The 23,173-nt window shown below is 63.0% G+C and carries 20 protein-coding genes and 4 pseudogenes; 12 read left to right on the top strand and 12 right to left on the bottom strand.

The genetic code is table 11. From position 1 onward, the window contains the following. Positions 1-85 precede the first annotated feature (85 nt). The 8 genes and pseudogenes from CI805_RS20065 to CI805_RS20030 all read right to left on the bottom strand — a co-directional run bounded on the left by CI805_RS20065 (position 86) and on the right by CI805_RS20030 (position 8,252). Entirely contained in the window at positions 86-397 is a 312-nt protein-coding gene (locus CI805_RS20065; protein WP_260928545.1) for a hypothetical protein, read from the bottom strand. A gap of 1 nt (position 398) precedes the next feature. Beyond that, positions 399-1,228: pseudogene (locus CI805_RS20060) on the bottom strand (23S rRNA (adenine(2030)-N(6))-methyltransferase RlmJ). Positions 1,229-1,957: 729 nt separating this feature from the next. Beyond that, the gene (locus CI805_RS20055) at positions 1,958-3,310 is read right to left on the bottom strand and encodes an MFS transporter (RefSeq protein ID WP_260928544.1); all 1,353 of its coding nucleotides are present in this window, start codon (positions 3,308-3,310) and stop codon (positions 1,958-1,960) included. A gap of 30 nt (positions 3,311-3,340) precedes the next feature. Next, a complete protein-coding gene (locus tag CI805_RS20050; protein ID WP_260928542.1) occupies positions 3,341-4,378 on the bottom strand; it encodes a Gfo/Idh/MocA family protein in 1,038 nt (345 codons plus the stop codon). A 25-nt stretch (positions 4,379-4,403) separates the two neighbouring features. Beyond that, positions 4,404-5,174, bottom strand: a complete 771-nt coding sequence (locus CI805_RS20045) for an SDR family NAD(P)-dependent oxidoreductase (protein ID WP_260928540.1) — start codon at positions 5,172-5,174, stop codon at positions 4,404-4,406. A gap of 10 nt (positions 5,175-5,184) precedes the next feature. Then, the gene (locus tag CI805_RS20040) at positions 5,185-5,355 is read right to left on the bottom strand and encodes a hypothetical protein (RefSeq protein ID WP_260928534.1); all 171 of its coding nucleotides are present in this window, start codon (positions 5,353-5,355) and stop codon (positions 5,185-5,187) included. 149 nt (positions 5,356-5,504) lie between these two features. Further along, positions 5,505-5,993 carry an alpha/beta hydrolase gene (locus tag CI805_RS20035; RefSeq protein ID WP_260928532.1) on the bottom strand — a complete coding sequence of 163 codons (489 nt, stop codon included), beginning with the start codon at positions 5,991-5,993 and terminating at the stop codon, positions 5,505-5,507. Between the two features lie 72 nt (positions 5,994-6,065). Further along, positions 6,066-8,252: a TonB-dependent receptor gene (locus tag CI805_RS20030; protein ID WP_260928530.1), complete on the bottom strand. Its 2,187-nt coding sequence runs from the start codon at positions 8,250-8,252 to the stop codon at positions 6,066-6,068. 364 nt (positions 8,253-8,616) lie between these two features. Here CI805_RS20030 and CI805_RS20025 point away from each other — a divergent pair, with 364 nt between their 5' ends. The 5 genes and pseudogenes from CI805_RS20025 (at position 8,617) to CI805_RS20000 (ending at position 12,157) form a co-directional block, all read left to right on the top strand. After that, positions 8,617-8,934, top strand: a complete 318-nt coding sequence (locus CI805_RS20025; RefSeq protein ID WP_260928528.1) for a hypothetical protein — start codon at positions 8,617-8,619, stop codon at positions 8,932-8,934. 2 nt (positions 8,935-8,936) lie between these two features. Beyond that, the gene (locus CI805_RS20020) at positions 8,937-10,088 is read left to right on the top strand and encodes a class I SAM-dependent methyltransferase (protein WP_260928527.1); all 1,152 of its coding nucleotides are present in this window, start codon (positions 8,937-8,939) and stop codon (positions 10,086-10,088) included. A 213-nt stretch (positions 10,089-10,301) separates the two neighbouring features. Further along, positions 10,302-11,257 (top strand): annotated as a pseudogene (locus tag CI805_RS21250) (hydroxymethylglutaryl-CoA lyase). 100 nt (positions 11,258-11,357) lie between these two features. After that, positions 11,358-11,957 (top strand): IclR family transcriptional regulator, encoded by a 600-nt coding sequence (locus CI805_RS20005; RefSeq protein ID WP_260928521.1) that lies wholly within the window; start codon positions 11,358-11,360, stop codon positions 11,955-11,957. Continuing rightward, the gene (locus tag CI805_RS20000; RefSeq protein ID WP_260928519.1) at positions 11,939-12,157 is read left to right on the top strand and encodes a hypothetical protein; all 219 of its coding nucleotides are present in this window, start codon (positions 11,939-11,941) and stop codon (positions 12,155-12,157) included. Before CI805_RS20005 ends, CI805_RS20000 begins: the two co-directional genes overlap by 19 nt. Positions 12,158-12,241: 84 nt before the next feature. Here the strand turns inward: CI805_RS20000 and CI805_RS19995 are convergent, their stop codons facing one another. From CI805_RS19995 to CI805_RS19985, 3 genes are read right to left on the bottom strand one after another with little or no spacing between them, the layout of a single operon-like run. Next, positions 12,242-13,165 (bottom strand): polysaccharide deacetylase family protein, encoded by a 924-nt coding sequence (locus tag CI805_RS19995; RefSeq protein ID WP_260928517.1) that lies wholly within the window; start codon positions 13,163-13,165, stop codon positions 12,242-12,244. Then, positions 13,162-14,073, bottom strand: a complete 912-nt coding sequence (locus tag CI805_RS19990) for a polysaccharide deacetylase family protein (RefSeq protein WP_260928515.1) — start codon at positions 14,071-14,073, stop codon at positions 13,162-13,164. Before CI805_RS19990 ends, CI805_RS19995 begins: the two co-directional genes overlap by 4 nt. Then, positions 14,073-14,735 (bottom strand): isochorismatase family protein, encoded by a 663-nt coding sequence (locus CI805_RS19985; RefSeq protein ID WP_260929745.1) that lies wholly within the window; start codon positions 14,733-14,735, stop codon positions 14,073-14,075. The genes CI805_RS19990 and CI805_RS19985 overlap by 1 nt, the downstream gene beginning before the upstream one ends. Before the next feature lie 214 nt (positions 14,736-14,949). Here CI805_RS19985 and CI805_RS19980 point away from each other — a divergent pair. The 5 genes and pseudogenes from CI805_RS19980 to CI805_RS19960 all read left to right on the top strand — a co-directional run bounded on the left by CI805_RS19980 (position 14,950) and on the right by CI805_RS19960 (position 20,169). Then, positions 14,950-16,163, top strand: a pseudogene (locus tag CI805_RS19980) (CaiB/BaiF CoA transferase family protein). Further along, a pseudogene (locus CI805_RS19975) lies at positions 16,160-17,577 on the top strand (3-isopropylmalate dehydratase large subunit). The pseudogenes CI805_RS19980 and CI805_RS19975 overlap by 4 nt, the downstream one beginning before the upstream one ends. Continuing rightward, positions 17,574-18,182: a 3-isopropylmalate dehydratase small subunit gene (leuD, locus tag CI805_RS19970; RefSeq protein WP_260928513.1), complete on the top strand. Its 609-nt coding sequence runs from the start codon at positions 17,574-17,576 to the stop codon at positions 18,180-18,182. Before CI805_RS19975 ends, leuD begins: the two are co-directional and overlap by 4 nt. A gap of 74 nt (positions 18,183-18,256) precedes the next feature. Then, entirely contained in the window at positions 18,257-19,108 is an 852-nt protein-coding gene (locus tag CI805_RS19965) for a GntR family transcriptional regulator (RefSeq protein ID WP_260928511.1), read from the top strand. 233 nt (positions 19,109-19,341) lie between these two features. Beyond that, entirely contained in the window at positions 19,342-20,169 is an 828-nt protein-coding gene (locus CI805_RS19960) for an alpha/beta fold hydrolase (RefSeq protein WP_260928510.1), read from the top strand. Positions 20,170-20,230: 61 nt separating this feature from the next. On the opposite strand, the gene CI805_RS19955 is transcribed toward CI805_RS19960, so the two are convergent. Then, positions 20,231-21,583, bottom strand: coding sequence for an LLM class flavin-dependent oxidoreductase (locus CI805_RS19955; protein ID WP_260928502.1), 1,353 nt, complete (start codon positions 21,581-21,583; stop codon positions 20,231-20,233). 229 nt (positions 21,584-21,812) lie between these two features. Between CI805_RS19955 and CI805_RS19950 the strand changes: the two genes are divergently transcribed. Both CI805_RS19950 and CI805_RS19945 read left to right on the top strand, forming a co-directional pair. After that, positions 21,813-22,319: an MFS transporter gene (locus tag CI805_RS19950; protein ID WP_260928500.1), complete on the top strand. Its 507-nt coding sequence runs from the start codon at positions 21,813-21,815 to the stop codon at positions 22,317-22,319. Between the two features lie 5 nt (positions 22,320-22,324). Beyond that, positions 22,325-23,098, top strand: a complete 774-nt coding sequence (locus CI805_RS19945; protein WP_260929743.1) for an MFS transporter — start codon at positions 22,325-22,327, stop codon at positions 23,096-23,098. Positions 23,099-23,173 lie beyond the last annotated feature (75 nt).

The following is a 23,173-nucleotide window of genomic DNA, read 5'->3' as shown; positions in this document are numbered from 1 at the left end:
TCCCATCACCGTGGCAGACTGATGATGGTTCGTTTCCAGCTATCGCCTTGATCTATCGGCATATCGAGAAGATATTGATTTAAGGTTATATTTTTGGATAGCTCTGAGATTGTGGCGATCTTACCGGGGTGGAATTGAGCGTCCTGAAAGGGCTGCTGCCGATAGGGCCGCCAACCGTGGGGCGCAGACCAGAGCACAACCGCTCTATCATCAGAGCAATTGCATCGAGTGCACATTTGGCAGGCTGAAAATCAACCGAGCTCTTGTCATTCATGCTCGTCGCCTGATACGCGTCCATCTCCTTGAGGCATGCGGCGAACGCAGCCTGATTGCCGGTGCAGACGAGTCCTTCAACGCCCGGCAATTGCCCTTTTGGAAAAGGGGGAATAAGGCGCATGTCAGTCGCCCAACCAATCGCATATAATCTCGCCGTTATGCCCTTCGGGGGCTAACGCCGCGCGCAAAGCCTCCAGCAGTGGCGGCAGTGTCTGCGTGAAAGCATAGGGCGGATTGACAATGAAGAGGCCCGCGCCGTTATAGATGCCGGGCTGCTCGCTGTCGTACAGCCAATGTTCCACCACCAGAAATTTCGGGATGCCGAGCTTGCGTAACTGCGCCTTCCACCGCTGGTGCGTAGTGCTGTCTTTCAGCGGATACCAGATCACTGTCACGCCATGCGCCCATTTGCGGTAGGCGGCAGCAAGGGTAGCGGTGATGCGCGCACGTTCGTCCGTCTGCTCATAAGGCGGGTCGACCACAACCATGCCGCGAGGTGTCCGGGGCGGCACCATGGCCAGCCATAGTTCATAGGCGTCGCGTTCATGTATGGCCGCGCCGGTGCCGCGCATCACGCCCCGCAAGGTATAGGCATCGTCGGGGTGCTTTTCGTTGAGGACTAGTGCGTCCTGCGGACGCAGGAGCTGCGTCAGAAATTGCGGCGAGCCGGGGTACAGGCGGGGTTCGTCCCCCTATTCACCGCCTGCACGGCGGTGCGGTAGTCGTCCAGCAACCGGCTCGGGTCGACAAAGGCCCGCAGAACGCCCTGCGTGGCCTCGCCGGTGCGTTGAGCTTCGTCACCGCCGAGGTCGTAAAGCCCGCAGCCGGCGTGGGTATCGATTAAAGTCAGTGCGCCCGGCTTTTGCTGCAAGGCCCGTACCAAGGCGATGAGGAGGCTGTGTTTGACGACATCGGCGCTATTGCCGGCGTGGAAGGAATGGCGATAATTCATTGCGGTTCAAAAATCCTGACGATCAGCCCTTAAACGATCTGCTGAACCTTCTGCAAAGCGAAGTTATGATCGTGCCTTCCTTTTCAGGAGTGGAAGCGGAGCGTGATGCGATGGTAATAGCCAATCCGGTTTCCAGGAGGCGTTCTACATCGCATTTAGGCACAGGGCTTCAAGTCTGCGTAAGCGGTCGTCATTGGAAGTGGAGACGCCCCCTTCTTGCCGTTCAATCGCCGATTTTCGATCCTTGGTTGTGGACGGTCCGCATATTGCGTTCGGCTTTGCAGAGATACATGATGTGCGAGTTCGGCCCGGAGAAATTTCGCGTTTCTTGGGAAGCACCAGCCGACATGCATGCTCCTCTCCATCAGAATCGGCCTACCGTGCCTGTAGGATGATCTTGTCGAAGCTGGCACCTGTTTCCATCCGGCGATGGGCTTGCGGCGCATCGGCCAAGCCGCTGAACTGGATGGTTTGCACTCTTCACCTCCGGTCTGTGGCAAGTGTGGCGGCGGGGAACCCGGCGTAGAATGCGAGGTGCGTGACAAGGACGCCAGGCTCTGCCTCGGTCACGCGCTTCTAGCGTGCTCGCTTGAGATTCGCGAACAGTTCGTGCTTGGCATGAAGGGGGACGAGCGCGGCGACGGTGATGAGGCTGCGGGCGTGCTTCCAACGCTTGAGTGGTTGAAAACTTCCAGTCGATGATGTTAGCCAGTATCGCGCAAACCTTTGTTAGGTCTCCTGCCGCCGCGCTGTGCGTGCGCCGCTGTAGAAGAAGATCGCAGTGGGCAGCAGCAAAAGACCTGCACAGACGGCCATGGACCAACCAATGGCTGCGGTATTCGCGAAGATGTTCTGCGTGAACATAGCGATCAGCCAGGGACCGCCACCGCCGCCCACAAGCGTGGAGAGCAGCATCGTGATGGCGACCGTCTGGGCCCGCATGGTGCTGGGTACCGTGTCAGGGATCGCCGCCATCGCCGGGCCGAAGCAGATGATCGAGGCGAACGAGACGAAGCCGAGCAGCACGGCAGCGGTGGTGCCCGAGTGCGCCAGCGAGAACGTTACGGTCAGCGGCAGCAGGGCGATGACGCCCCCCAGCGGAACGAGATAATTGGCATCGGCTCGTCCCCGCGCACGCAGCCAGTCGCAGATCCGTCCACCCAGAGCACTGGCGGTGGGGCCCAGGATCATCAGATAGAGGCCATAGATGAAGCCGATGCGGGTGGCGCTCCATCCATGGACGCGGATGAACATGGTAACGGCCCAGGCGGAGAAGCCGTACTGGTAGGTTCCTAACAGGATCAGGCCGGTCAGCAGGCTGCCCAGCGAGCGCCGCTGCCGGATCAGAAAGGCGATGACGTCGCGAAAGCTTGCGGAATGGTTGGCCGTGCCCGCAACGGCTGAACGATCGCGGCGCACGGGCTCCCGGATCGCCAGGAGGGCCAGCGTGAAGGCGATTCCGATCAGGCACATGATGCCAAAAGCAAGCTGCCAGCCGTGGATAGAGCCGAACAGAGGCAACGCCACATCCCGATCGACCGGCAGGATGGCCAGCAACAGTCCCCCGAAAGTCAAAGCCATGCCACTGCCCAGAAACGTCGCGCCGGTCAGGATGCCGACAGGGCCCGCGAGGCGCGCACGGGGGAAGTAATCGCCCAGCAGCGACATCGAGGCCGGCACCAGCGAGGCGTCGGCCAGCCCGATCAGCAGGCGGGCCACGAACAGCATCTCGAACGAGCGCGCGATCATGCAGCCCAGTGTACACAGCGCCCACAGCGCCATCCCGGCGATGATGATCCGGTCGCGGCGCCAGCGGTCGGCCAGCCAGCCGATCGGAACGGCCACAACGGCATAGAACAGCGCAAAGGCGATACCTTGCAACACGCTGACCTGCACGTCCTGAATATGGAAATCGCGACGCAGCGGCTCCACCACCAGATTGATGATCTGGCGCTCCATGTTGCTGACGATCTGCAAGCCGCTGAGCAGAAGGCAGACCAGCCAGGCGTAGCCTTTCGATCCGAAGGCATAGTGGTCTTCGTCAAAGGTATGGGTGGCAGGCATACTGGTACTGGCAGTCATGGCGGGGGCGCTTTCAAGATGAGGTCTGTGTCAGCCGCGCGCGGCCAGATCGACGATGAGGCGGTTGAGACGGGTGAGGCGCAGCGCCATGGGGTGCAGAACGGAGCGGTTGGGCGCTCCGCGAACCGCCAGCGCGAACTCGCGTAGCTGCGTTGCGAAGTAGTGCGTAATGCCGTCGCCCAGCAGCGCCTCGTCGGTTTTCGGCATCCGCTGCGGCACCACCTCCGGCTGTCCGTCGATCCACAGCTCATCACCGTTATCGAGGCAGACGGTGGCATTCTCGAAATGGACGGTCTTGCGGTTGATCGTGTGGCGCTGGTTGTACGAGACATGGATCGAGGCGAGGATATCGCCGGGATAGCGCAACAGGATCATCGCCTCATCCTCGCCCTGCCAGCCCGACTGATGACGGACGGCCTCGACGTGGACGCTCACCGGATCAACCTCGCCGACGACGAGGTGCAGGAAATCCAGCGCATGCGGTGCGAACAGCGACAGGATCAGGCCGTCTCGGGCCGTGCGTGTCGCCCACCAGGGCGCCTGTGGCCCGTCCCAGAACACGCACATCGAAATGCTCACTGCGCGCAAGCGACCGAACTCAGGCATCCGGTCCTGCAACGTGCGAACTGCCTCGACATGGCGAAAGGTGTGTCCTGCGGCCAGGACAAGGCCGGTCTCGTCAGCAAGCGTTGCGTTGCGCTCGGCTTCCGCCACGGTCTCGGCGAAAGGCTTTTCGACCAGCACATGGCGACCTGCCGAAAGCGCGGCGTACACTTGTTCCGCGTGCAGTTCGTTGGGCGTGCACAGCACCACGGCCTCGACGTCGTCCAGTGCCAGCGCTTCTTCGAGCGTCGCCAGTCGATGCGGCGCACCGAACGCCTCGCCGACGCTTTGTGCGCGGGCAAGATCGCTGTCGACGACGGCAATGAGCCGTCCAAAGCCGGGCTGGTTGACGATGGCCTTGAGGTGCGGCGTGGAAATGCGACCGCATCCGATCAGCGCGATGCCGACAGGACGGATACCGGCAGGGTATTCGTGATCGGACAAAGTGGCGGCTGTGGCGTTCATGGCGTGTCCTTTGAAGGTTAGGGCTTTAGCGGCCGCCGGTCACGTCGAGTACGGTCCCGGTAACGTAGGCGGCATCGTCTCCCGCAAGGTACAGGGCGGCGTCGGCGACCTCGCGCGGGGTGCCGAGGCGGCCGAGCGGCGTCATCCGGCAGGGCGAGAGCGGCATGTCTGGGGTCTCCATCGCGCGCAGGTACGGGCCGGCCAGTTCGGTATCGATGGGGCCGGGGGCAATCGCGTTGACGGTAATCGCATGGTCCGCCAGTTCGATGGCAAGATCGCGTACGAACCCGGTGACGCCCGCCTTTGCCGTGGAGTAGGCGCAGGCGCCGCGATAATAGGCATTCCAGACGGTGCCGTTGCGGGCACCGGACGAAAGACAGATGATGCGCCCGGATTTTTGCGCGATCATCTGCGGGACGAGAGTTCGGGTAAACAGGAACATCGAGCGCAGATTGAGCGCCATGATCCGGTCCCAGTCCTCGACGGATAGCTCCCAGATACGCCCCGCCTTACCGCCGCCGACGTTGTTCACCAGCACCTGAACGTTGCCGAGGCGGGAGAGAGCGAGGTCTACGCCCTGTTCCACCGATGCCGGATCGGTCGCATCGGCGAGGATCGGCCATGCCTCGCCGCCGAGTGTCGCAATTTCCTCGCAGGTCTGCGCGAGGGCCTTGTCATCGATGTCGACAAGGGCGACGCGCGCGCCGGCTTGGGCGAAACGCAGCGCGATCGCCTTGCCGATGCCGAGCGCTGCGCCGGTGACGAGCGCCGTCTTGCCTGCAAGCCTGTCTGTCATCGTGGGTCTTTCATTTCGTTTCGATCCTGTGAGCGGGGCTGACTGTCAGGTGCTCGCCACTCAGAAACAGCGCGGTGGTTTGCAGCGCGATGGCCAATTCCGCCGATTGCCATCCGTTTTCCGGTCCGGGCTCGCAGATCGCGCCGCCAAAGGTGTGATCGACGCCGTCGAGCACCAGCAAGTGCGTGTCGCCCTTCGCAGGTGACGCATCCCAGGCCTGTCGATGGAGTTCCCACCCGGCATGGGGATCGTGCCATCCGGGCATGTCGTCGCGGGTGCCAGTCTGGATGAGAGCGGGGCGGGCAAGCCTGGAATAACCCGCCTCGCTGATCAGCCCCGGAATGGCCGGGGAGGCGAGAACGCCAGCACGCACTGGGTGTGTCGCGAGGGTGTGGCATCACCGCAGGAGCGCGCGATATCGGCGGGCTCCTCCCCGCGAGCCCCGCCCAGCGTCAGGGCGACGAGAGCGCCGTAACTGTGTCCGGCGGCGATATGTGGCTGATCGGTCAGCTGCGCCAGACTGCGCATATCTTCGAGCCTTGCCCGCCATGAGGCGAGACCGGGATAGGCAAGGGTATCGGGGTGATCGGTGGAATCGACGTGCAGCGGGGCCAGCACGCGATAACCGCGCGCGCGCCAGTCATCGATCATCGGCGCGTACTTCCAAGGCGCCGAAGCGGCACCGTGAGAGAACAGGATGCAGCCCGCTGAGGCGCCTTCCCGGTTCCAGTCGAGGCCGACCAGATCGCGGCCGATCCCGGCATCGATGCGGAACAGCGAAGCTCCCGCATGCTGTGCGGCGGCGGTCAGGTCGGTCATAAGCTGTGCGACACCTGTTTGAACAAGCGCGGGGTCGGGGGTGCGGTGCGCGCCCCCGGCCCCGCGCGATCATCAGAACTTGAAGCGGAAGCCGGCCATGAACGTGCGCGGCTCCATCGCGAGCTTGTAGGCGAAGACACCCGGAATGAAGTTGTTCTGCGCGTAATAGTCCTTCGAATTGAAGACGTTCTTGGACTGCAGATAGACTTCGAAGTGGTCCTTGTCGGACTTCCAGGTGATCGAGGCATTGCCGCGACCGACCGGTGTCACCTTGCTGTACGGGTCCAGCGTGACGAGCATGTAGTAGGACGAGCGATAGCTGTAATCGCCCGCGAAGGTCAGCGAACCGGCATCCTTGGGCAGTGCGGCTTCGTAGCTGCCGCCGACCTGGTACTGCCAACGCGAGATCATTGGCAGCTTGTCGGCGCCGTACTGTGCCGCTTCCGAACTGGGATCCAGCTTGCCGTACTTGTCGTCCGTCCAGGCGCCGCTGGCATAGAGGTTGAGGCCGGTGACAGGCTGGTAGGCCAGCTCTGCCTCTACGCCCCAGACTTTCGCGTTGGCCGCGTTCTGGTAGATGAACGAGCCCGACCCGCCGGCATCGGCCAGCGTCTGCAGATCACTGAGCTGCTCGTAATAGCCTGCAAGGTTCAGGTGGCCGCGGTGATCGGGCGTCTGGATCTTGGCGCCTGCCTCATAGGACCACACGCTTTCGGGCTTGTAGGGCGTCCCGAACAGCGAAGGGTTGGCGATGACCAGCGAGTTGAAACCACCGGCGCGATAGCCCTTGGCGATAGTGGCATAGAGCATGACATCCCGGTTGAGATCGTACTGGACGTTGAAGCGCGGCGTCCAGACGCTGGCCGTGGTCTTGTCGGTTCCGGCCACGAGCGGCGCATCGTCGCCTGCGCCGTCGGGTGACAGCGAATAGAAGTGCTTCACGTCGTGCGAGTGGCGGATGCCCACGGACACCGTCAGCTTGTCGGTCAGCGCGTAGTCGGCCTGACCGTAGACCGCGAGGCTCTTGCTGTCGGTGGAATAGCTCGTGGGCAGGTAGGTCAGGCCGAATGCGCCGAGGTCGTCCTCGGGCAATACCTGGCTGGCATGTTCGTCGAAGTAGAATGCGCCGACGATCCAGTTCAGCTTGCCGTCGAAGGCCTTGCCCAGTGCCTGCAGTTCTTCGGTGAACTGGTGCTGCTTGCCGAAGCTGGAGCGATAGAAGCCGGTGGTGAGATCGTCCGGCGCCAGATAATAGCCGCCCGAGAAGTCGATGGCCCAGTTGTCCTTCAGGTGCTCGTAGGCGGTGATGGACTTGATGGTTACGTTGCCAAGGTCGTAGCCGAGCTTGAGCGAGAGGCTCTTCTGCCAGGTGTCGCCATTGGATTTACGCGGCGAATTGGTATCGTAGAAGTTGCCGAGGCTGGATTTGTTCGTCGCGTAATCCACCGGGATGAAATACATGCCGTCGGTCAGGCTGACGCCATAGCGGCCGGTCAGTACGGCAGTTAGGCCCGGTACGTTGGTGATGCCGAGAGCGACCTGCCCGCCGTACTTGCGGAACTTGCCCACTTTCTGGTCCAGCGCCTCGTCGTACTGCCACCCGTCATTGCGGTCATCGTAGAAGCCGGAGGCTGCAAGGGCGAGGTTCTCGGTGATCGGCGTGCCCACGCTTGCCTTGATCTTGGCCTCCTGATAGCTGCCCGCCGAAACGTCGACGTTCGCCCAGCTTGTGCCGTCCGGCTGGCGAGTGACCAGCTTGATCGCGCCGGTCATCGAATTGCGACCGTAAAGCGTGCCCTGCGGTCCGCGCAGCACTTCGACGCGGGTGATGTCGGCGAGGTCATAGTTCGCGGCGGACAGGCGCGACTGGTAAACGTCGTCGATATAGATCGCGACAGGCGATTCCGAGGTGATCGAGCCGCCGTTCAGCTCCTGTGCGCCGCGCAGCGCAACAAGGATCGCGTTGGGCGAGGCGGTGACGTTGGTGATCTGAAGACCGGGCGTTTGCGCGGCGATATTCTGCACTTGGGTGAGCCCACGCTGTTCCAGCATGGCGCTGGTCAGTGCTGTGATCGCGATCGGCGTCTTTTCCAGGTTCTGCTCGCGGCGCTGCGCCGTCACGACAATGTCGCCGCTCCCCGTGGCGGACGGTTTCGCCTTCTCGGACGACGATGCCGAGTCCTGAGCCTGTGCAGACCCGGCGGCAAGGGTGGCGGCAACCGTCATGGCGCTCGCCAGCAGCAACGAAGCTTTCCTCATGATACTTCTCCTGAACGCCAATGTGCGCTTGGCTGATGCGGAGAGTGATGCTGATCGTATGCCTTTGGGGCATCGCTGCGTTCACTATCCGAAGAGCGAGGAATGCCGGTTTGCAAGGCAGTGCTGCTGAAAAATTGGGCAATCTTTATGCGGCTGGTCGGCATGCTCGATCTGTACTTTCGGCAAGGCGCAACGCCTTGCAAAGGTTAGGCATGCTGCGGTTTGCGCGATAAGGGGCGGCAGGTCTTGACCGTGGCGGCCTGATAGCTTGCCGATGTCGGGATGGAACTGGCCTGCCTATCCATTGTGCGATCATCGGCTTCGGCGATGCGTGACAAATCCGCTGGCGCGCTAGTCTGGCGGCATGAGCAGACTTCCCCGCACACCCCATCGACTCGATGATATTGTCGGCAGCCGCGCGCTGGATGAACAGCATCTGGCCATGATCCTGGCCCTGACCTCGGAAATCACCGTGCTGCGTGCCCGGCTGGATGCCTGCGAGCGACTGTTGGTGGCGAACGGCACGCTCGCGCCCGGTTCGGTGGATGCCTTCGATCCGGACCCGGCGGCGCAGGCCGAGCGAGACGAGCAGCGTGGCCGTATCCTCGACAAGGTGCTGCGCCCCATGCGCGAGGCGGCGCAGGCGGAACTGGTCAAGGCACAGCAGCAGGAAGGACAGTGACGATGGAAGGGATTTCCGAAAGCCGCAAGGCGCTCGATCACCCGATGATCGCGCTGCCCAGCCACGACGAACTGGTTGAGCAATTGTTCGTGCGCGATCTCAAGCTCTATGTGATGCAGCAGCTGGAGCCGGTGCAGGCGGGACTTGCGCAAGTGGAGCAGGCGGGCCTTGCAGGCACGGCCACCAACAATCGCGTGGCGGACCTGCGAGAGCGCATGGAGAGCCGCGAAAGCTTCCGCAGCTGGATGGCGCTGAAGCGCGAATCCCAGCGACAGTTGTGGAGCGCGGTTGCCGGAAGCGTCGAGCGACAGGCAGAAGAACTCGAAGCGCTGGCGAAAATTGTCGAGCCGAAAGGCTCCGTTCGCGTCGATGCCGCGTTCGTGGCGCCGGACTATGTGACGCAGGGTGACATCCATCTGATGCCCGGCGGCAATCAGCTCGATGATGGCTCGCTGTTGCAGGGGGCTGTGATGGACCGCGGCGGCGCGGTCTACATGCTGGGGCGCAACGGGGGCATGCTCAACGACCTGAGGGGGCAGACTGCCATTGCCCACGTCCTGACGCGATGCCCGCAGATTGCGCCCGAGCGTGTACTCGACATGGGATGCGGGATCGGGACCAGCACGGTGCCTGCCGCGCGGGCTTTCCCGAAGGCGGAAATCCATGCGATCGACGTCGGTGCCTCGATCCTGCGCTACGCCCATGCCCGCGCCGAACATCTTGGAGCCGCCATCCATTTCTCCCAGCAGAACGCGGAACGGACGGACTTCGCCGACGCCAGCTTCGATGTGGTCTACAGCTGCATCCTGTTCCACGAATCCTCGCCAGAGGCGGTGCAGGCCATCCTCGCCGAGAGCCGTCGTCTGCTGACGCCGGGCGGTCTGGCGGTCCATCTCGAAGTGCCGCTGCTGCACGATAACTCCGATCCGTGGGTGGAACTGTCCGGCGAACTGGAAGCCCAGTACAACAATGAACCCAACTGGCGCGGTGCGCTGACGGCGGATTATCCGGCGCTGTTCGCTGCGGCAGGCTTCCACGATATCGAGGCCGGGTATCAGGCGACCAGTCTGGATGCACGCAGCGGCCCTTTCCGGTTCGGCGCGAAAAGCGAGGGCGTGTTCCGATCGTGGTTCGTGGCATCCGGCGTCGCCTGAGATTCGCCTTTCGGGTTATTGCTGATTCGTTCGGGGAACAGCCCCGAGCTATCTTTCCGTACTGGAAAATCGATGCGCGCCGGTCCTGGGGGAGCGGCGCGCATCGCGCATTTCTGCGGGGTGCGCTGTTACGTTCCTGCCCTTCTCCGTGAAACAATCATGCGTGTCCGAGGCCTATGGACAGCCTTTTTATTTGGTGTATCAATATGACAAATGAATGAAGTGAAGGGCTCTGGCGTGTCGGTTTTGATCAGCGAAGTTGGACCTCGTGACGGCTTGCAGAACGTGTCGCGCACGATGCCGACCGAAGCGAAGAAGGCATGGATCGCAGCGGAGGCCGCTGCGGGAGTCCGCGAAATCGAGGTCGGCAGCTTTGTACCGGCAAAACTGCTGCCGCAACTTGCCGATACCGCCGAAATTGTTGCTTATGCCCGCACGATACCCGATCTGACCGTGGCGGTTCTGGTGCCGAACGCTCGCGGCGCGGCGGATGCCATTGCTGCCGGTGCCCACAAGATCACCCTGCCGCTTTCGGTCTCGGAAACGCATTCGCTGCGCAACCTGCGCCGGACCCACGATCAGGTGATCGAGGAGGCGAGCCGCATTGCCGAAATGATCCTTGCGCTGCCGGCAGACGGGCGGCCGCACTTCGAGGGCAGTCTTTCCACAGCGTTCGGTTGCACGCTGGAGGGGGCCATTCCCGATGCGCAGATCGCGCGCCTTGCCGAACGGCTGATGGCTGCGGGCTGCAACGAGGTGGGGCTGTCGGACACTACCGGTTATGCCGATCCGTCGCCGTTCGTCGTCTTGTCGCGCTGGTGCGCGGTGCGGTGGGCGAGGCGGCGCTGACCGGTATCCACCTCCACAACACGCGTGGACTGGGCCTTGCCAACGTACTGGCGGCGCTGGAGTCCGGGCTGGACACCATCGATGCCTCGCTGGGCGGCCTGGGCGGCTGTCCCTTCGCGCCCGGCGCCAGCGGCAATATCGTGACGGAAGACCTGGCCTTCATGCTGGAGGCGATGGGGATCGCCACCGGTATCGATCTCGACCGGCTGTTCGCGGTTCGCGCGATCGTTGCCGAGGCATTGCCGGGCGAACCGCTCTACGGCTTCGTCACGGACGCAGGCCTGCCGCTGGGCTTCTCGAAGACGCTGAAGGCGGCCTGAATCAAGAGTTGCGGGCCGCAGGTGATCGCGGTCCGGATGGGGCGAACGGGGGTTCGCAAAAAGCACGTTCAGGACTGCATCTACAGGGAGGTCGCGCACCATGGAAAAGGGTATTCCGATCCGGTCTGTCAGCCGGGCCATTTCGATCCTTCAGGAAATCAACCAGATGGGATCGCTGTCGATGATGCAGATCGCCCGTCGCGGCGGTCTGCCTTATCCCACGACCTGCCGTATCGTGCAGACCCTCATCCACGAAGGGCTGGTCGAGCAGGAGCCCGCGCGCAAGTACTATCGCCCGACCGCGCTGGTCCAGTCGCTCTCGCAAGGGTTCCGCTCGGACAGCATGGTCGTGGAACATGGGCGCGAGCATATCCGTGATCTGACCCAGCGAATCGGCTGGCCGGTCTCGCTGACGGTGCGGATCGGCACGCATATGGTGGTGCGCGATTCGACGCATTCCGAGACATCGCTGACCTTCGAGGTCTATTATCCCGGCTTCAGACTGCCGCTGGTCGACAGCGCCGCCGGACGCGTCTGCCTTGCCAACATGGATGCGATGGAGCTGGAGCAGGTCGTCGAGTGGCTCAATGTCGCGGACGACAGCGGACAGCGTGGCCTGCCCACCGAGATCGCCCTCAGCAACCGTGAGCGTATCCGGGAAGACGGGTACGATGCCATCTCGTGGGGCAACACAATCTGACGCCGGGCAAGACGTCTTCGCTGGCCGTGCCGATCATGTGTCGCGGCCGGTTCGTCGCGGCGCTCACCATGATCTATTTCTCTTCGGCCATGAAGCAGCCCGAAGCGGTGGCCCGTCACCTCGAAGACCTCAAGGCGACGGCCGCTGCCATCTCGCGCGATCTGGAAATCGCCGCAGGGGATAACGCTGCGCTGAACTGAACTGAACTGAACTGATAGCAAATTTGTATGAATGCCAAGGGGGCAGGCGGATATCGCCTGCCCCCTTGGCTGTCTGCATCCTGCTCAGCGATTGCGCCAGCCATCGAGCAGGTTCGCGCCGGTCGCGAACCAGACGTCTTCCCGTGCTGCCAGTTTGGCGAGCAGGTCTTCCAGTGCCCCGATGCGATAAGGTAGCCCCATGATGTACGGTGTCAGTTGCAGCGGCAGCATCCGCGCGCCGTTCTCGCGAGCGGCTTCGTCCGCAAGCCATTGCGCGGCGTCGCCGATCTGCTCGGCATAACTTTCTGCCGAGTGCTGTTGTACCGTCACGATCTGACGGTCGGACAATTCATGGTTGAGCGGAATATTGACGATCTGGCCGGCAGAAGTCTGCATGGCATAGGGCAGTTCGTCGTTCACCCAGTCGCACTGGTATTCCACGCCCGCTTCGGCGAGCAGCCGTGGTGTCGCGAAGCTTTGCGAGCGAGCGATGGAGGCCCAGCCGCGCGGACGCACGCCGCAGGCATCCTCGATCCGGTCGAGCGTTTCGCGGATCAGCGCGCGTTCCTGCTCTTCGGGCAGGGTCGAGGCGATCGTACCGTTCATGTCGGTGGAATGGGCAACGATCTCGTGACCTGCCGCGATGACGCTTGCAACCAGTTCGGGATAGCGCTCGGCGATCGCGGCGTTGAGCAGAAACGAGGCCCTGGCGCCGACTTTGGCAAAGGCGTCGAGCATCCGGAAGACGCCCACGCGCGATCCATATTCCCGCGAGGTATAGTGCCGGTAATCGGGATAGGCGGTTTGCATATGCCCCGGCGCGCGGAAGGGCTTGTCCTCGGGCACGATGGGAAACCATTCGAGGCTGACGGCCAGCCACACCGCCAGCGGCTTGCCGCCGGGCCAGGCAAAGGCCGGGCGTTCGCGCAGGGCCGACCAGTCATAAAAGTCGTGATCGTAGCCCTGTCGGCGGTGCGAATATTCGAGATAGGCGGGGTCGAGGCTCATCGCACGATCTCCTCGCAAGATGTGGGGGCGCCGGTCTGCGCCATGTAATGGTCCGCGATGTCGCCCGAACGGGTAATCCAGGCGCGGCCGTCTGCTGCAATGTGGCGCAGCACTTCCTCGAAGGCACCGATGCGATGCGGCTGGCCGATCAGGTAGGAATGCAGCGGAATGCACATCACCGTACCGCCGTTCTCGCCCTCTGCAGCAAGCCGCTCGAACTGGCGGATCAAGACGTCTGCGTATTCGCGCGGGCTCATGTTGTAGACGAAGAACCCGTAATGATCGTTGACCTCAAGGCTGTAGGGCATCGAGATCAGACGGCCCGATTGCACATGAACTTCGCCGGGCTGGTCGTCGTGGTAGAGATCGCAGGTATAGTTCAGGCCATATTCGGCGATCAGGTCCAGCGTGCGCGGCGTGTGGGTAAGGGCAGGGGCTAGCCAGCCCTTGATGGTCTGCCCGGTCGCCTCGCGCACGGTATGGATAGAATCCTCGATGATGGCGCGCTCCTGCGCCTCGTCCATGCCGTAGGAATAGCGGGTGTTGTAGATGCCGTGGCTGAAGAACTCCCAGCCCCGCGCGTTCGCATCGGCGACGACTTCGGGCATGTGCTGGCACAGCGCCACCGACAGACTGACCGAACCGGGAAAGCCGTGCTTGCTCATCACATCGGCCATGCGCCAGTGGCCCACGCGGTTGGCGTGGTCGCGGTGCGAATAGCCTACCACGTCGGGATGAGGCTTCGCCCAGGATTTGCGGTGAGGATTGGCCGGTGGGTCGAGTTCGTAGAACTCGAGATTGGGAGAGACCCAGACCGCGCAGGTCTTGCCTTCCGGCCATTGCAGCGGGGCACGTTCGGGCCAGGCACGATAGTCGTAGAGGCCGGGGTCCTTTTCGCCTTCGCGCATCAGCGGGCCTCCAGCCAGTCGATCACGGTCTGCACCGGTTCGACATCGGCGTACTTGAGTTGAAGGTCGGTAAGATTGGCGAAGTGATAGGACTCGTGCTTGTCGGCACAGGTCTCGATCGGCACGATCGTGCGATATCCGCGAGAAAGGGAATCGACCGCAGCGGCGCGCACGCAGCCCGAGGTCGAGCCGCCGGTGATGACGACGGTGTCCACCTTGTGCCACACCAGCAAGCTCTGCAACGGCGTCTCGAAGAACGGCGAGGGCATGCGCTTGGTGTAGATCGTGTCCTTCGCCTCGTCGATTTCGCAACGCTCGTCGAAGGCATGTCGGCGGCTGCCGTACTTGATGTTCTGGAGGCTGTCGGGGGTATTGGTGCGCGTGCCCCAGACTCCCGCATCGCTGGCATCTTCGGCATAGGCGACGCGCGTCCAGACCACCGGCATGCCCTTCGCGCGGGCGAGGCGGGAGATCGTGTTGACGTGTTCGATCTGGCGCGGGTCGGTCTCGTAGGCGGTCTTGAACTCGTCGATGCGGGTATACGCATTCTGGAAGTCGATGTTGACGATGGCAAGGCGTTCGCCAAAGCCGAACTTGGCGCGGGCGGGGTTCGCCATGACCTGCTCGAATAGCTGCCGCGCGGTCTTGTCCTCACAGACCATGCGGGTTCCGACGATATCGCTCACCGTGCCTTCTCCTTGATGCAACCTGCAACCATGATGCCTCGCGTTTGTGCATCAGGGGGAGCCGAAAGGTCTCCTGTGCCCGCAGAGCGAACAGGCCGCCTGCATGCCTTGCGATTGTTCAATTGTCCTTTGAGTATGTCAATTGTCCGGATCGATTTCACGGTGCGGCAAGGGTTACGACTAGAAGGACATGAATATGCGGGGACCGGGGGCAACGCTGCCACTTCAGAACATCCGGGTGGTGGAGTTCTCGCACATGGTGATGGGGCCGTCCGCCGGGCTGGTGCTGGCCGACCTTGGTGCGGAAGTGATCAAGGTCGAGCCGATCGGCGGCGACCGCACGCGCCGGTTGCTGGGTTCGGGCTCGGGCTATTTCCCGATGTACAACCGCAACAAGCGCTCGATCGCGATCGACCTCAAATCGGCAGAGGGGCTGGAGACGGCGCGCAAGCTGGTCGAGGGGCGGACGTGCTGATCGAGAACTTCCGGCCCGGCGCGCTGGACAAGCTGGGCCTGGGGCCGGATGCGTTCCGCCAGAGCAATCCGGGCCTGATCTATTATTCGGCAAAAGGGTTTCTGGCCGGGCCTTACGAGCATCGCGCCGCGCTGGACGAAGTTGCGCAGATGATGGGTGGTCTTGCCTATATGACCGGGCCCAGCGGGCGACCGTTACGCGCAGGCGCCTCGGTGATCGATGTGGCAGGCGGCATGTTCGGGGCCATCGGCATTCTGGCCGCGCTCACGCGTCGCGCGGAAACGGGGTTGGGGGCCACGGTACGCTCTTCGCTGTTCGAGACGACCGCCTTCCTCGTCGGCCAGCACATCGCGCAGATGGCCGTGACCGGAACACCCGCCCGCCCGATGCCCGAAAGGGTGTCCGCCTGGGCAATCTACGACGTTTTCGAGACCGCCAATCCGGGCGAGCAGGTGTTTATCGGCGTGGTCAGCGATGCGCAGTGGGCGCGCTTTACGGCCGGTTTCGGTCTGGAGGATCTGGCCGCTGACGCATCGCTTGCCGAGAACAACCAGCGCGTGCTCGCGCGCGATGTGCTCTTGCCGCGTATACGCGAACTGGTGTCCGGCTTTGAGCGCGAGGCGCTGCTGGCCCGTCTGGAAGAGACAGGCGTCGCGTTTGCACCGATTGCCCGGCCCGAGGATCTGCTCGACGACGTTCATCTCAACGCCAACGGTGCGCTGGTCGACCTGACGCTGACGGACGGAACCGCCGTGCGCCTTCCGGCCTTGCCGGTGGAACTGAACGGCGAACTGCCGGGTGTCCGTCACGATCTGGCGCGCGTGGGTGAGGATACCGCGCAGATCCTGCGTGACTGGGGTTTCGGGGAAGAGCAGATTGCCCAGCTTGCAGCCTCGGGGGCCGTTGAACTCGCCGGGGTTGCCGCATGAGCCGGACGCTGGCGGAGAAGATCTGGTCTGCGCATCGTGTCCTGACGCTTGAGAGTGGTGCTGAAATTGTCGCGATCGACCGCCTGCTGTTGCATGAGCGGACGGGCGGCGTAGCGCTCAAGTCGCTGGAGGCGGCCGGGCGTCACGTCAGCCGTCCCCGGCAGGTTTTCGCCACGATGGACCATATCGTCGATACCTTGCCGGGCCGTACCGATCGCACGACGATGCCCACCGGCACCGATTTCATTCTTGCCACTCGCGAAAGCGCGCATCGCCATGGTATAACCCTGTTCGATGTCAGCGACCCGCGGCAGGGGATCGTTCATGTGATCTCGCCGGAGCAGGGTATCGTTCTGCCCGGTGCCACGCTGGTTTGCCCGGACAGTCACACCTGCACGCAGGGCGCGTTCGGTGCGCTGGCTTGGGGATCGGTTCGACCGAAGCAGAGCATGTTCTGGCGACGATGACGCTGCGGCTTTCGCGCCCCAAGGACATGCGTATTCGCATTGAGGGTGAACTGGCGGCAGGTGTCACGGCCAAGGATGTAGCGCTTCATATCATTGCCGCGCTCGGATCCAACGGGGCGAAGGGCCATATTGTCGAGTTTGCAGGCAGCACCGTTTACGCGTTCGATATGGAAGCGCGCATGACGCTGTGCAACATGGCGACCGAACTTGCCGCATTCGGAGCGGTCATCGCGCCCGACGAGAAGACTTTTGCCTGGTTGAAGGGCAGGCCTTTCGCGCCGGGCGGCGATACCTGGCCCACGGCATTATCGCAGTGGCGGGCGTTGTTCAGCGACGTGGGCGCCGGGTTTGCGTCCGAACATGTCTTCGATGCGGCAAGGATGCGCCCCATGGTGACATGGGGCACCAGTCCGCAACAGGCCGTGCCGCTTGGCATGCCGGTTCCCGAAGTTGCCGATAGCGCGCGTGCGCTGGACTACATGGACCTGCAACCGGGCACCGCGCTGGAGGGGCTTGCTATCGAAGGTGCGTTCATCGGGTCCTGTACGAACAGCCGGATATCGGATCTGCGCCGTGCCGCAGCCGTTATTGAAGGACACAAGGTCGCACCGGGTGTGCGGGCGATCTGCGTGCCGGGGTCCAGCAGCGTGAAGGCACAGGCCGAAGCCGAAGGTCTCGATCGGATATTCACGGCCGCCGGGTTTGAATGGCGCGAATCGGGGTGTTCGATGTGCTTCTTTGCCGGCGGCGAGAGTTTCGGAGCCGATCAGCGGGTCATCAGTTCGACCAATCGCAATTTCGAGAGCCGTCAGGGACCGCGCACCCGGACGCACCTTGCATCGCCCGAGACGGTGGCGGCGTCGGCGCTGGCAGGGGCGATCGTCGCACCGCCGCTTCCGGGCGTGCCCGATCAGAAGATCGCAAACCTTGGAAAGGCGCCGGTATGACCCCTGTCATTCTCGTCGAAAGCATTGCCGTGCCGTTGGTGCATGACAACATCGACACGGACATCATTATCCCCTCGCGCGAGATGAAGACCGTCACCAAGGACGGTCTGGCCGAAGGGCTGTTCGCAGGCTGGCGTTATCGTGAAGTGGGCTCGCGCGAAGTGCGGTCGGATTTCGTGCTCAACCTTCCCGCGTTTGCCGGAGCCGCCATCCTGCTGGGAGGCAGCAACTTCGGATGCGGGTCCAGCCGCGAACATGCCGTCTGGGCACTGGCCGAATACGGGTTTCGCGTGGTGATCGCCAGTTCGTTCAGCCCGATCTTTGAGGCGAACTGTATTCGTAACGGGCTGGCGCCTGTGGTGCTGCCAAAGGAAGCCATTCAGGAACTGGCCCGTCGCGCCGGAGACGGAAAGGCGACCTCGGTCGATATTGCGGCAGGACAGGTTCGCTGCGGTAGCCTGCAATTCCCGTTCCGCCTTGATGCCGAAGCGCGCATGATGCTGCTGGAGGGCGCGGATGCGATTGCCCTGACGCAGCGCCATCAGGCGGAGATAGACGCCTTCCTGTCTCGCGATGGTCTTGTCAGGCCCTGGATCTACCTGTGATGGTGCCATTTGATAATACAATTCGCGAATGCCATTGACCGACTGGTGGGCAATGCAATGATCGCCATGGTCAATTGGCTGTTGGGACGCTAAGGAATCTGGCTAAGTATTTTTTGGGTGGTGGAGCTTCGCACTTGTTGGATCGCAATGCGGCTGTTCCGCTCTACTATCAGATATATCAGCAGCTTCGCGATGAAATCCTGAATGGACAGCGGCCTTTCGGAAGCTCGCTTCCGACCGAACTTGAGCTGGCTGCGAACTTTCAGGTATCCCGGATCACGGCCCGGCGCGTGCTCAATGAGCTGGCCGATCAACGCTATGTCGAGCGGCGGCGGCGTTTGGGCACACGTGTTTCTTTCAGGACACCCGGAAAGCCGATCGAGGCCGATATCCATCAGGCGATGGACTCGCTCATGGCTCTGGGCAGCGGCACGACGGTCAATGTGATCGAAGTGAATACCGAACAGGCTGACGCCTCGGTGATGAACGCGCTCAAGCTGGAGCCCGGCAGCGAGGTTATTCGGGCCATTCGCCTCCGTTTCCTGGATGGGATTCCGATCGGATATGTCGTCAGCTTCGTTCCGGCAGATCTGGCGCCCCTGATGACGGCAGGGAACCTTGCACGAGGGCCGATCCTTCAACTGCTGCAGGATGCCGGTTACAAGGTGGCCCATGCCGAGCAGACGATCCGGGCAATCCAGGCCGATACCCGGATAGCGCAGGCGCTGGAAATCGATCCGCTTTCCGCGCTGCTCAAGATCAGCCGTGTCAGCTCCGATGCCAGTGGTCAGCCGTTTCTGCTGACGTATGCCCATTATCGTTCCGATCGGTTCCAGATCCGGCTCGATCTGAACGGGCGCCCGATCAGCTATGATACCGGCGGTGATGGAGGCGCAGAGAGCGGCATGCGGGCCACGGTTCTTTAAGGCGCTATCCACGCCGCGATCATGCTGGCCGGGCGGTCTTGATGGACGAGGCAAGGGCGGCTTGCATGCCTTCGGAACGGAATCAGCCGAAATAAACGAGGTGACATGTTGGATCGACGCAAGTTGATGGCGGGCGCTGGCGCCGCAATGGCCTTCGCCGGGCTGGTCGGCACCGGGCGTGCGGAAACGGCACGCGCAAGTGCGCGAGCAACCGTGACTCCACCAAAGGGCCCGTGGGATGGATTCGGGTCCGTTCGCCGCGCGGGCGGCATTCTGCATTATGCGACGCTGGGTTCGGGCAATTCCGGCCTGCCCCGGTCGTTCTGTTGCACAAGCTTGGCGGGTGGCTTTCCGACTGGCGCTTCGTGGCGCCCGCGCTGGCCGAGGGGCGCAAGGTCTATGCCTTCGATCTGCCCGGCCATGGTGGCTCGGCCTGGGACGGGCCGCCGCCCTATATCCAGACCCTTGGTGAGACGGCCGCGCTGCTCGTAGGCGCACTGGATGAACTGGGGATCGATCGCATTGCGCTGATCGGCACGTCGCTCGGCGGATGTCTCTCGGTTCCGCTCGCCGCGTTCTGGCCCGAGCGGGTCGAGCGCCTGGCCCTGGTTTCCAGTGCTCTGTCTCCGCGCCGTACCCTGGCTGAAATCCACACCGCGATCGACGAAAAGCAGACCGCACTTTACGACAAGAACGGTCTGCCGGTGCCCACGCCGGAAAAGCTGCTCAGCGATATCTTCGGTATCGTCAATACGCACCAGATTCAGATCGATGGTCTGGCCAGCCGCAAGGCCGCCGGACGCTGGATCCAGCCGTCCGAGCGCGGGGTCGCCGATTTTGACATCATCGGCACCATGCCGCGCATCGCGTGCCCGACGATGCTGGTCTATGGCGAGTACGACAAGGCCTACGTCAAATTCCGCAGTGCGGCCGAGGCAGCCTTGAAGCGGTCGGTGACACGTGTGGTGCCGGGCGCCGGGGCGTTCGTGATGCAGGATCAGCCTGCCGCCACGGCCACTGTGCTGAAGGGGTTCCTTGCCCCGGATTTCCCGAAGGCCTGACCGGCGCAAGCCGCATAGGCGGCAAAAAGGGCGCGGCCGATGATGGCCGCGCCCTTTTTCGTTACCAGAATTCGGGCTTGCGGTAGAGGTCCGGCAGCATGTCGAAGATCCGTTCGGGGCGCGGCAGGCCGAGGTTGTCGCGCAGCGTCTTGCCCTCGTAAGAGCGACGGAATAGGCCACGCTGCTGGAGCAGCGGCACGACGCCATCGACGAAGCGCTCCAGCCCGACGGGCAGAACCGGCGCGGCAATGACAAATCCGTCTGCCGCGCCGCTTTCATACCAGTGCGCCAGCGAATCGGCGATATCCTGGGGCGTTCCCACCAGCGACTGGCTCGTGCGTCCGGCTGCCATCTGCATCGCGAGATCGCGAACCGAGGGGCGTTGCTTTTCGGCCACTTCCAGAACCCGGTCGCGAGTGGAATTCTGGCCTTCCAGATAGGCTTGCGGCAAGGCAGGCAAAGGCCTGTCGAGATCGGCAGAGGACAGGTCGAACCCGCCCAGAAGTTGTTCCAGCTTGTTGACCGCGATCGGCAGCGGGATCAGCGCGTCGAGTTCGGCCTTGAGCGCCTGTGCCTCCTCGCGCGTGTCGGCTATCACGGGCGTGATCGCGGGAAGCACCTTGAGCGCATCCTTCGCGCGGCCCTGTGCTGCAAGCAGGTCATGCATTTCCTGCCGGAAGGCGAGTGCGGTCTCGATCGTAGGGTGCGAGGTGAAGATTACGTCGGCGTAGCGGGCCGCAAAAGCCTTGCCGTCCGGCGAGGCGCCAGCCTGGACCAGTACCGGATGGCCCTGCGGTGAGCGTGGGACATTGAGCGGCCCGGCGACGGAGAAGAATTCGCCAGCGTGATCGATGGCGGAAATGCCGGCGGGATCGACATATTTCCCGCTGGTCTTGTCGGACAGCACCGCGCCATCGCTCCAGCTGTCCCACAGGTTGCGGGAAACATCGACGAATTCGGCAGCGCGGCGGTAACGGTCGGCATGGGCAGGTAACTGCGCCAGCGAATGATTGTGCGCCTCGTTCGGCATCGTCGAGGTGACGATGTTCCATCCGGCACGGCCACCGCTCAGGTGATCGAGCGTGGCATAGCGCCGGGCCGTGGGATAGGGTTCGTTGAACGTCGTCGATGCCGTGCCGATCAGGCCGACGTTGCGGGTGGCGACGCTGAGGGCGGACAGCAGCATCAACGGGTCGAGTTTCGGGGCCTCCTGCCCGGCAAACGCATCTGCCGATCGCGATCCCGGATAGCCGACCGAATCTGCGAAAAACACGGCATCGAACAGGCCGCGCTCTGCCGTTTGTGCGGCAGAAACGAAATAATCGAGATCGCACAGCGCGTTCTCGGCTGCTTGCGGGTGCCGCCATCCGGCGATGTGGCCGCCGGTCTGCATCAGGAACGCCAACAGTTTCATCGAGAGATCTCCGCAGATAGCAACGAGCCTTGCCCATGCCACCGGGGAACGGGCGGCGGGAACGTCAGAGGCAGATGTTTCCGTAGAGTGGATATAGAGTCAGAGGGGCTATGCAATTGGCTTGCTTTCAAGACATTAAAGTCGGTGAAGGAGTCCCCATGACCGCCATCCTACCCAAAGTTACGGATAACCAAGGCTTGACGTTACCACGCAGCCTGCCGCCACCAGCATGTTGGGGGCGTGGTGCATTGTCGTGCTGCTCTGCCTGGCGCAGATCATTTCCACCATGGATCGCGGAATGCTGTCCCTGGTGGTGGACCCGGTGCGTCACGACCTGTCGATTACCGATATGCAGATCGCGCTTCTGCAAGGTGTCGCATTCTCGGTGTTCTATGTGCTGGCGGGTGTGGCTCTGGGGCTTGTGACCGATGTGGTGAGCCGCAAATGGCTGCTGATCGCGGGAATTTCGGTATGGAGCGCTGCCACCCTGGCGACGGGGCTTGCTGAAAACTTCACCCAGATGTTCGTCGCTCGTCTGCTCATCGGTACGGGCGAGGCGGTGATGGCACCCTGTGCGATCACGCTGATCGCCGACCTGTTTCCGGCCAAACGTCGGGGCAAGGCCATGGCGCTTTACATGTTCGGATCCATGATCGCCTTCGGTCTGGGGACGCTTCTAACCGGCTACGTGCTGGAGGCCGCCCCCGAGGTGCGTTCGATGCGCTGGGTCGCTTGAGCGAGATGGCGCCGTGGCGCGTGGCCTTCATTCTTGCAGGCCTTGTCGGGTTGGTGCTGGCGGCGATTTTCCTGCCCATGCGTGAGCCGCGCAAGAAGGCGGGCGCGGTTTCCAGCGAGGCACCACGCGAAAGCCGCCGTGCGAACATCGCGCAGGGCGTTGGGGAGATGCTGCGCGAATGGCGCCTCTTCCTGCCGCTTTACGGTGGGCTTGCCTTCTATGGCATGGGCGTATCCATTGCGGTCTACTGGAGCCCGATGGTCATGACGCGGGTGTTCGGATATTCGATCGAGCAGACGAGCAAGGCGTTGGGCACGGGCAATATCGTCTGGGCGGCCCTGGGGTCGCTGAGCGCAGGCTTCGTGCTTGACCGCGTGGTGCGTCGCTGGGGATCGAAGGGGTTGTTGCGTTTCGCAGGCATCCTGGCGATTGTTGCGTTGCCGTCAGTGCTGGCGGTATTCGCCGGACGCGGTGAACTGGCGCTTGTGTTGCTGACGTCGATCGCTTTTGCATCGTGCCTGTTCGGCTCTTCGATGCTGTCGGTGATCGCCGATGTCTCGCCGCCGCAGGTGCGCGGGCTGGCGATTTCCTTCTATGCGTTCTTCATGACGCTGGTTGGAGCATCGCTGGGGCCGGTGCTGGTGGCTTTCCTGACCGAACATGTCTTCCATTCGGACGGCGCCGTCGGCCTGTCGCTGGCAGTGATCGGCACGGTCGCCTTCGCAGGCTGTGCGGTGCTGATGACATTGGCCTCGGTCGCGATCGGCAGGCGCGCCTGACACTTCACGAGGCGCCCGCAGAGGCGCCCGCTTCCAGACAGGATCACACCATGACCGCGATACGCAAGGCGTATG

The organism is Novosphingobium sp. 9, assembly GCF_025340265.1.
Lineage (GTDB): Bacteria > Pseudomonadota > Alphaproteobacteria > Sphingomonadales > Sphingomonadaceae > Novosphingobium.
Note: the sequence above shows the minus strand (reverse complement) of the source record. Positions and strands in the feature narration are given on the sequence as shown.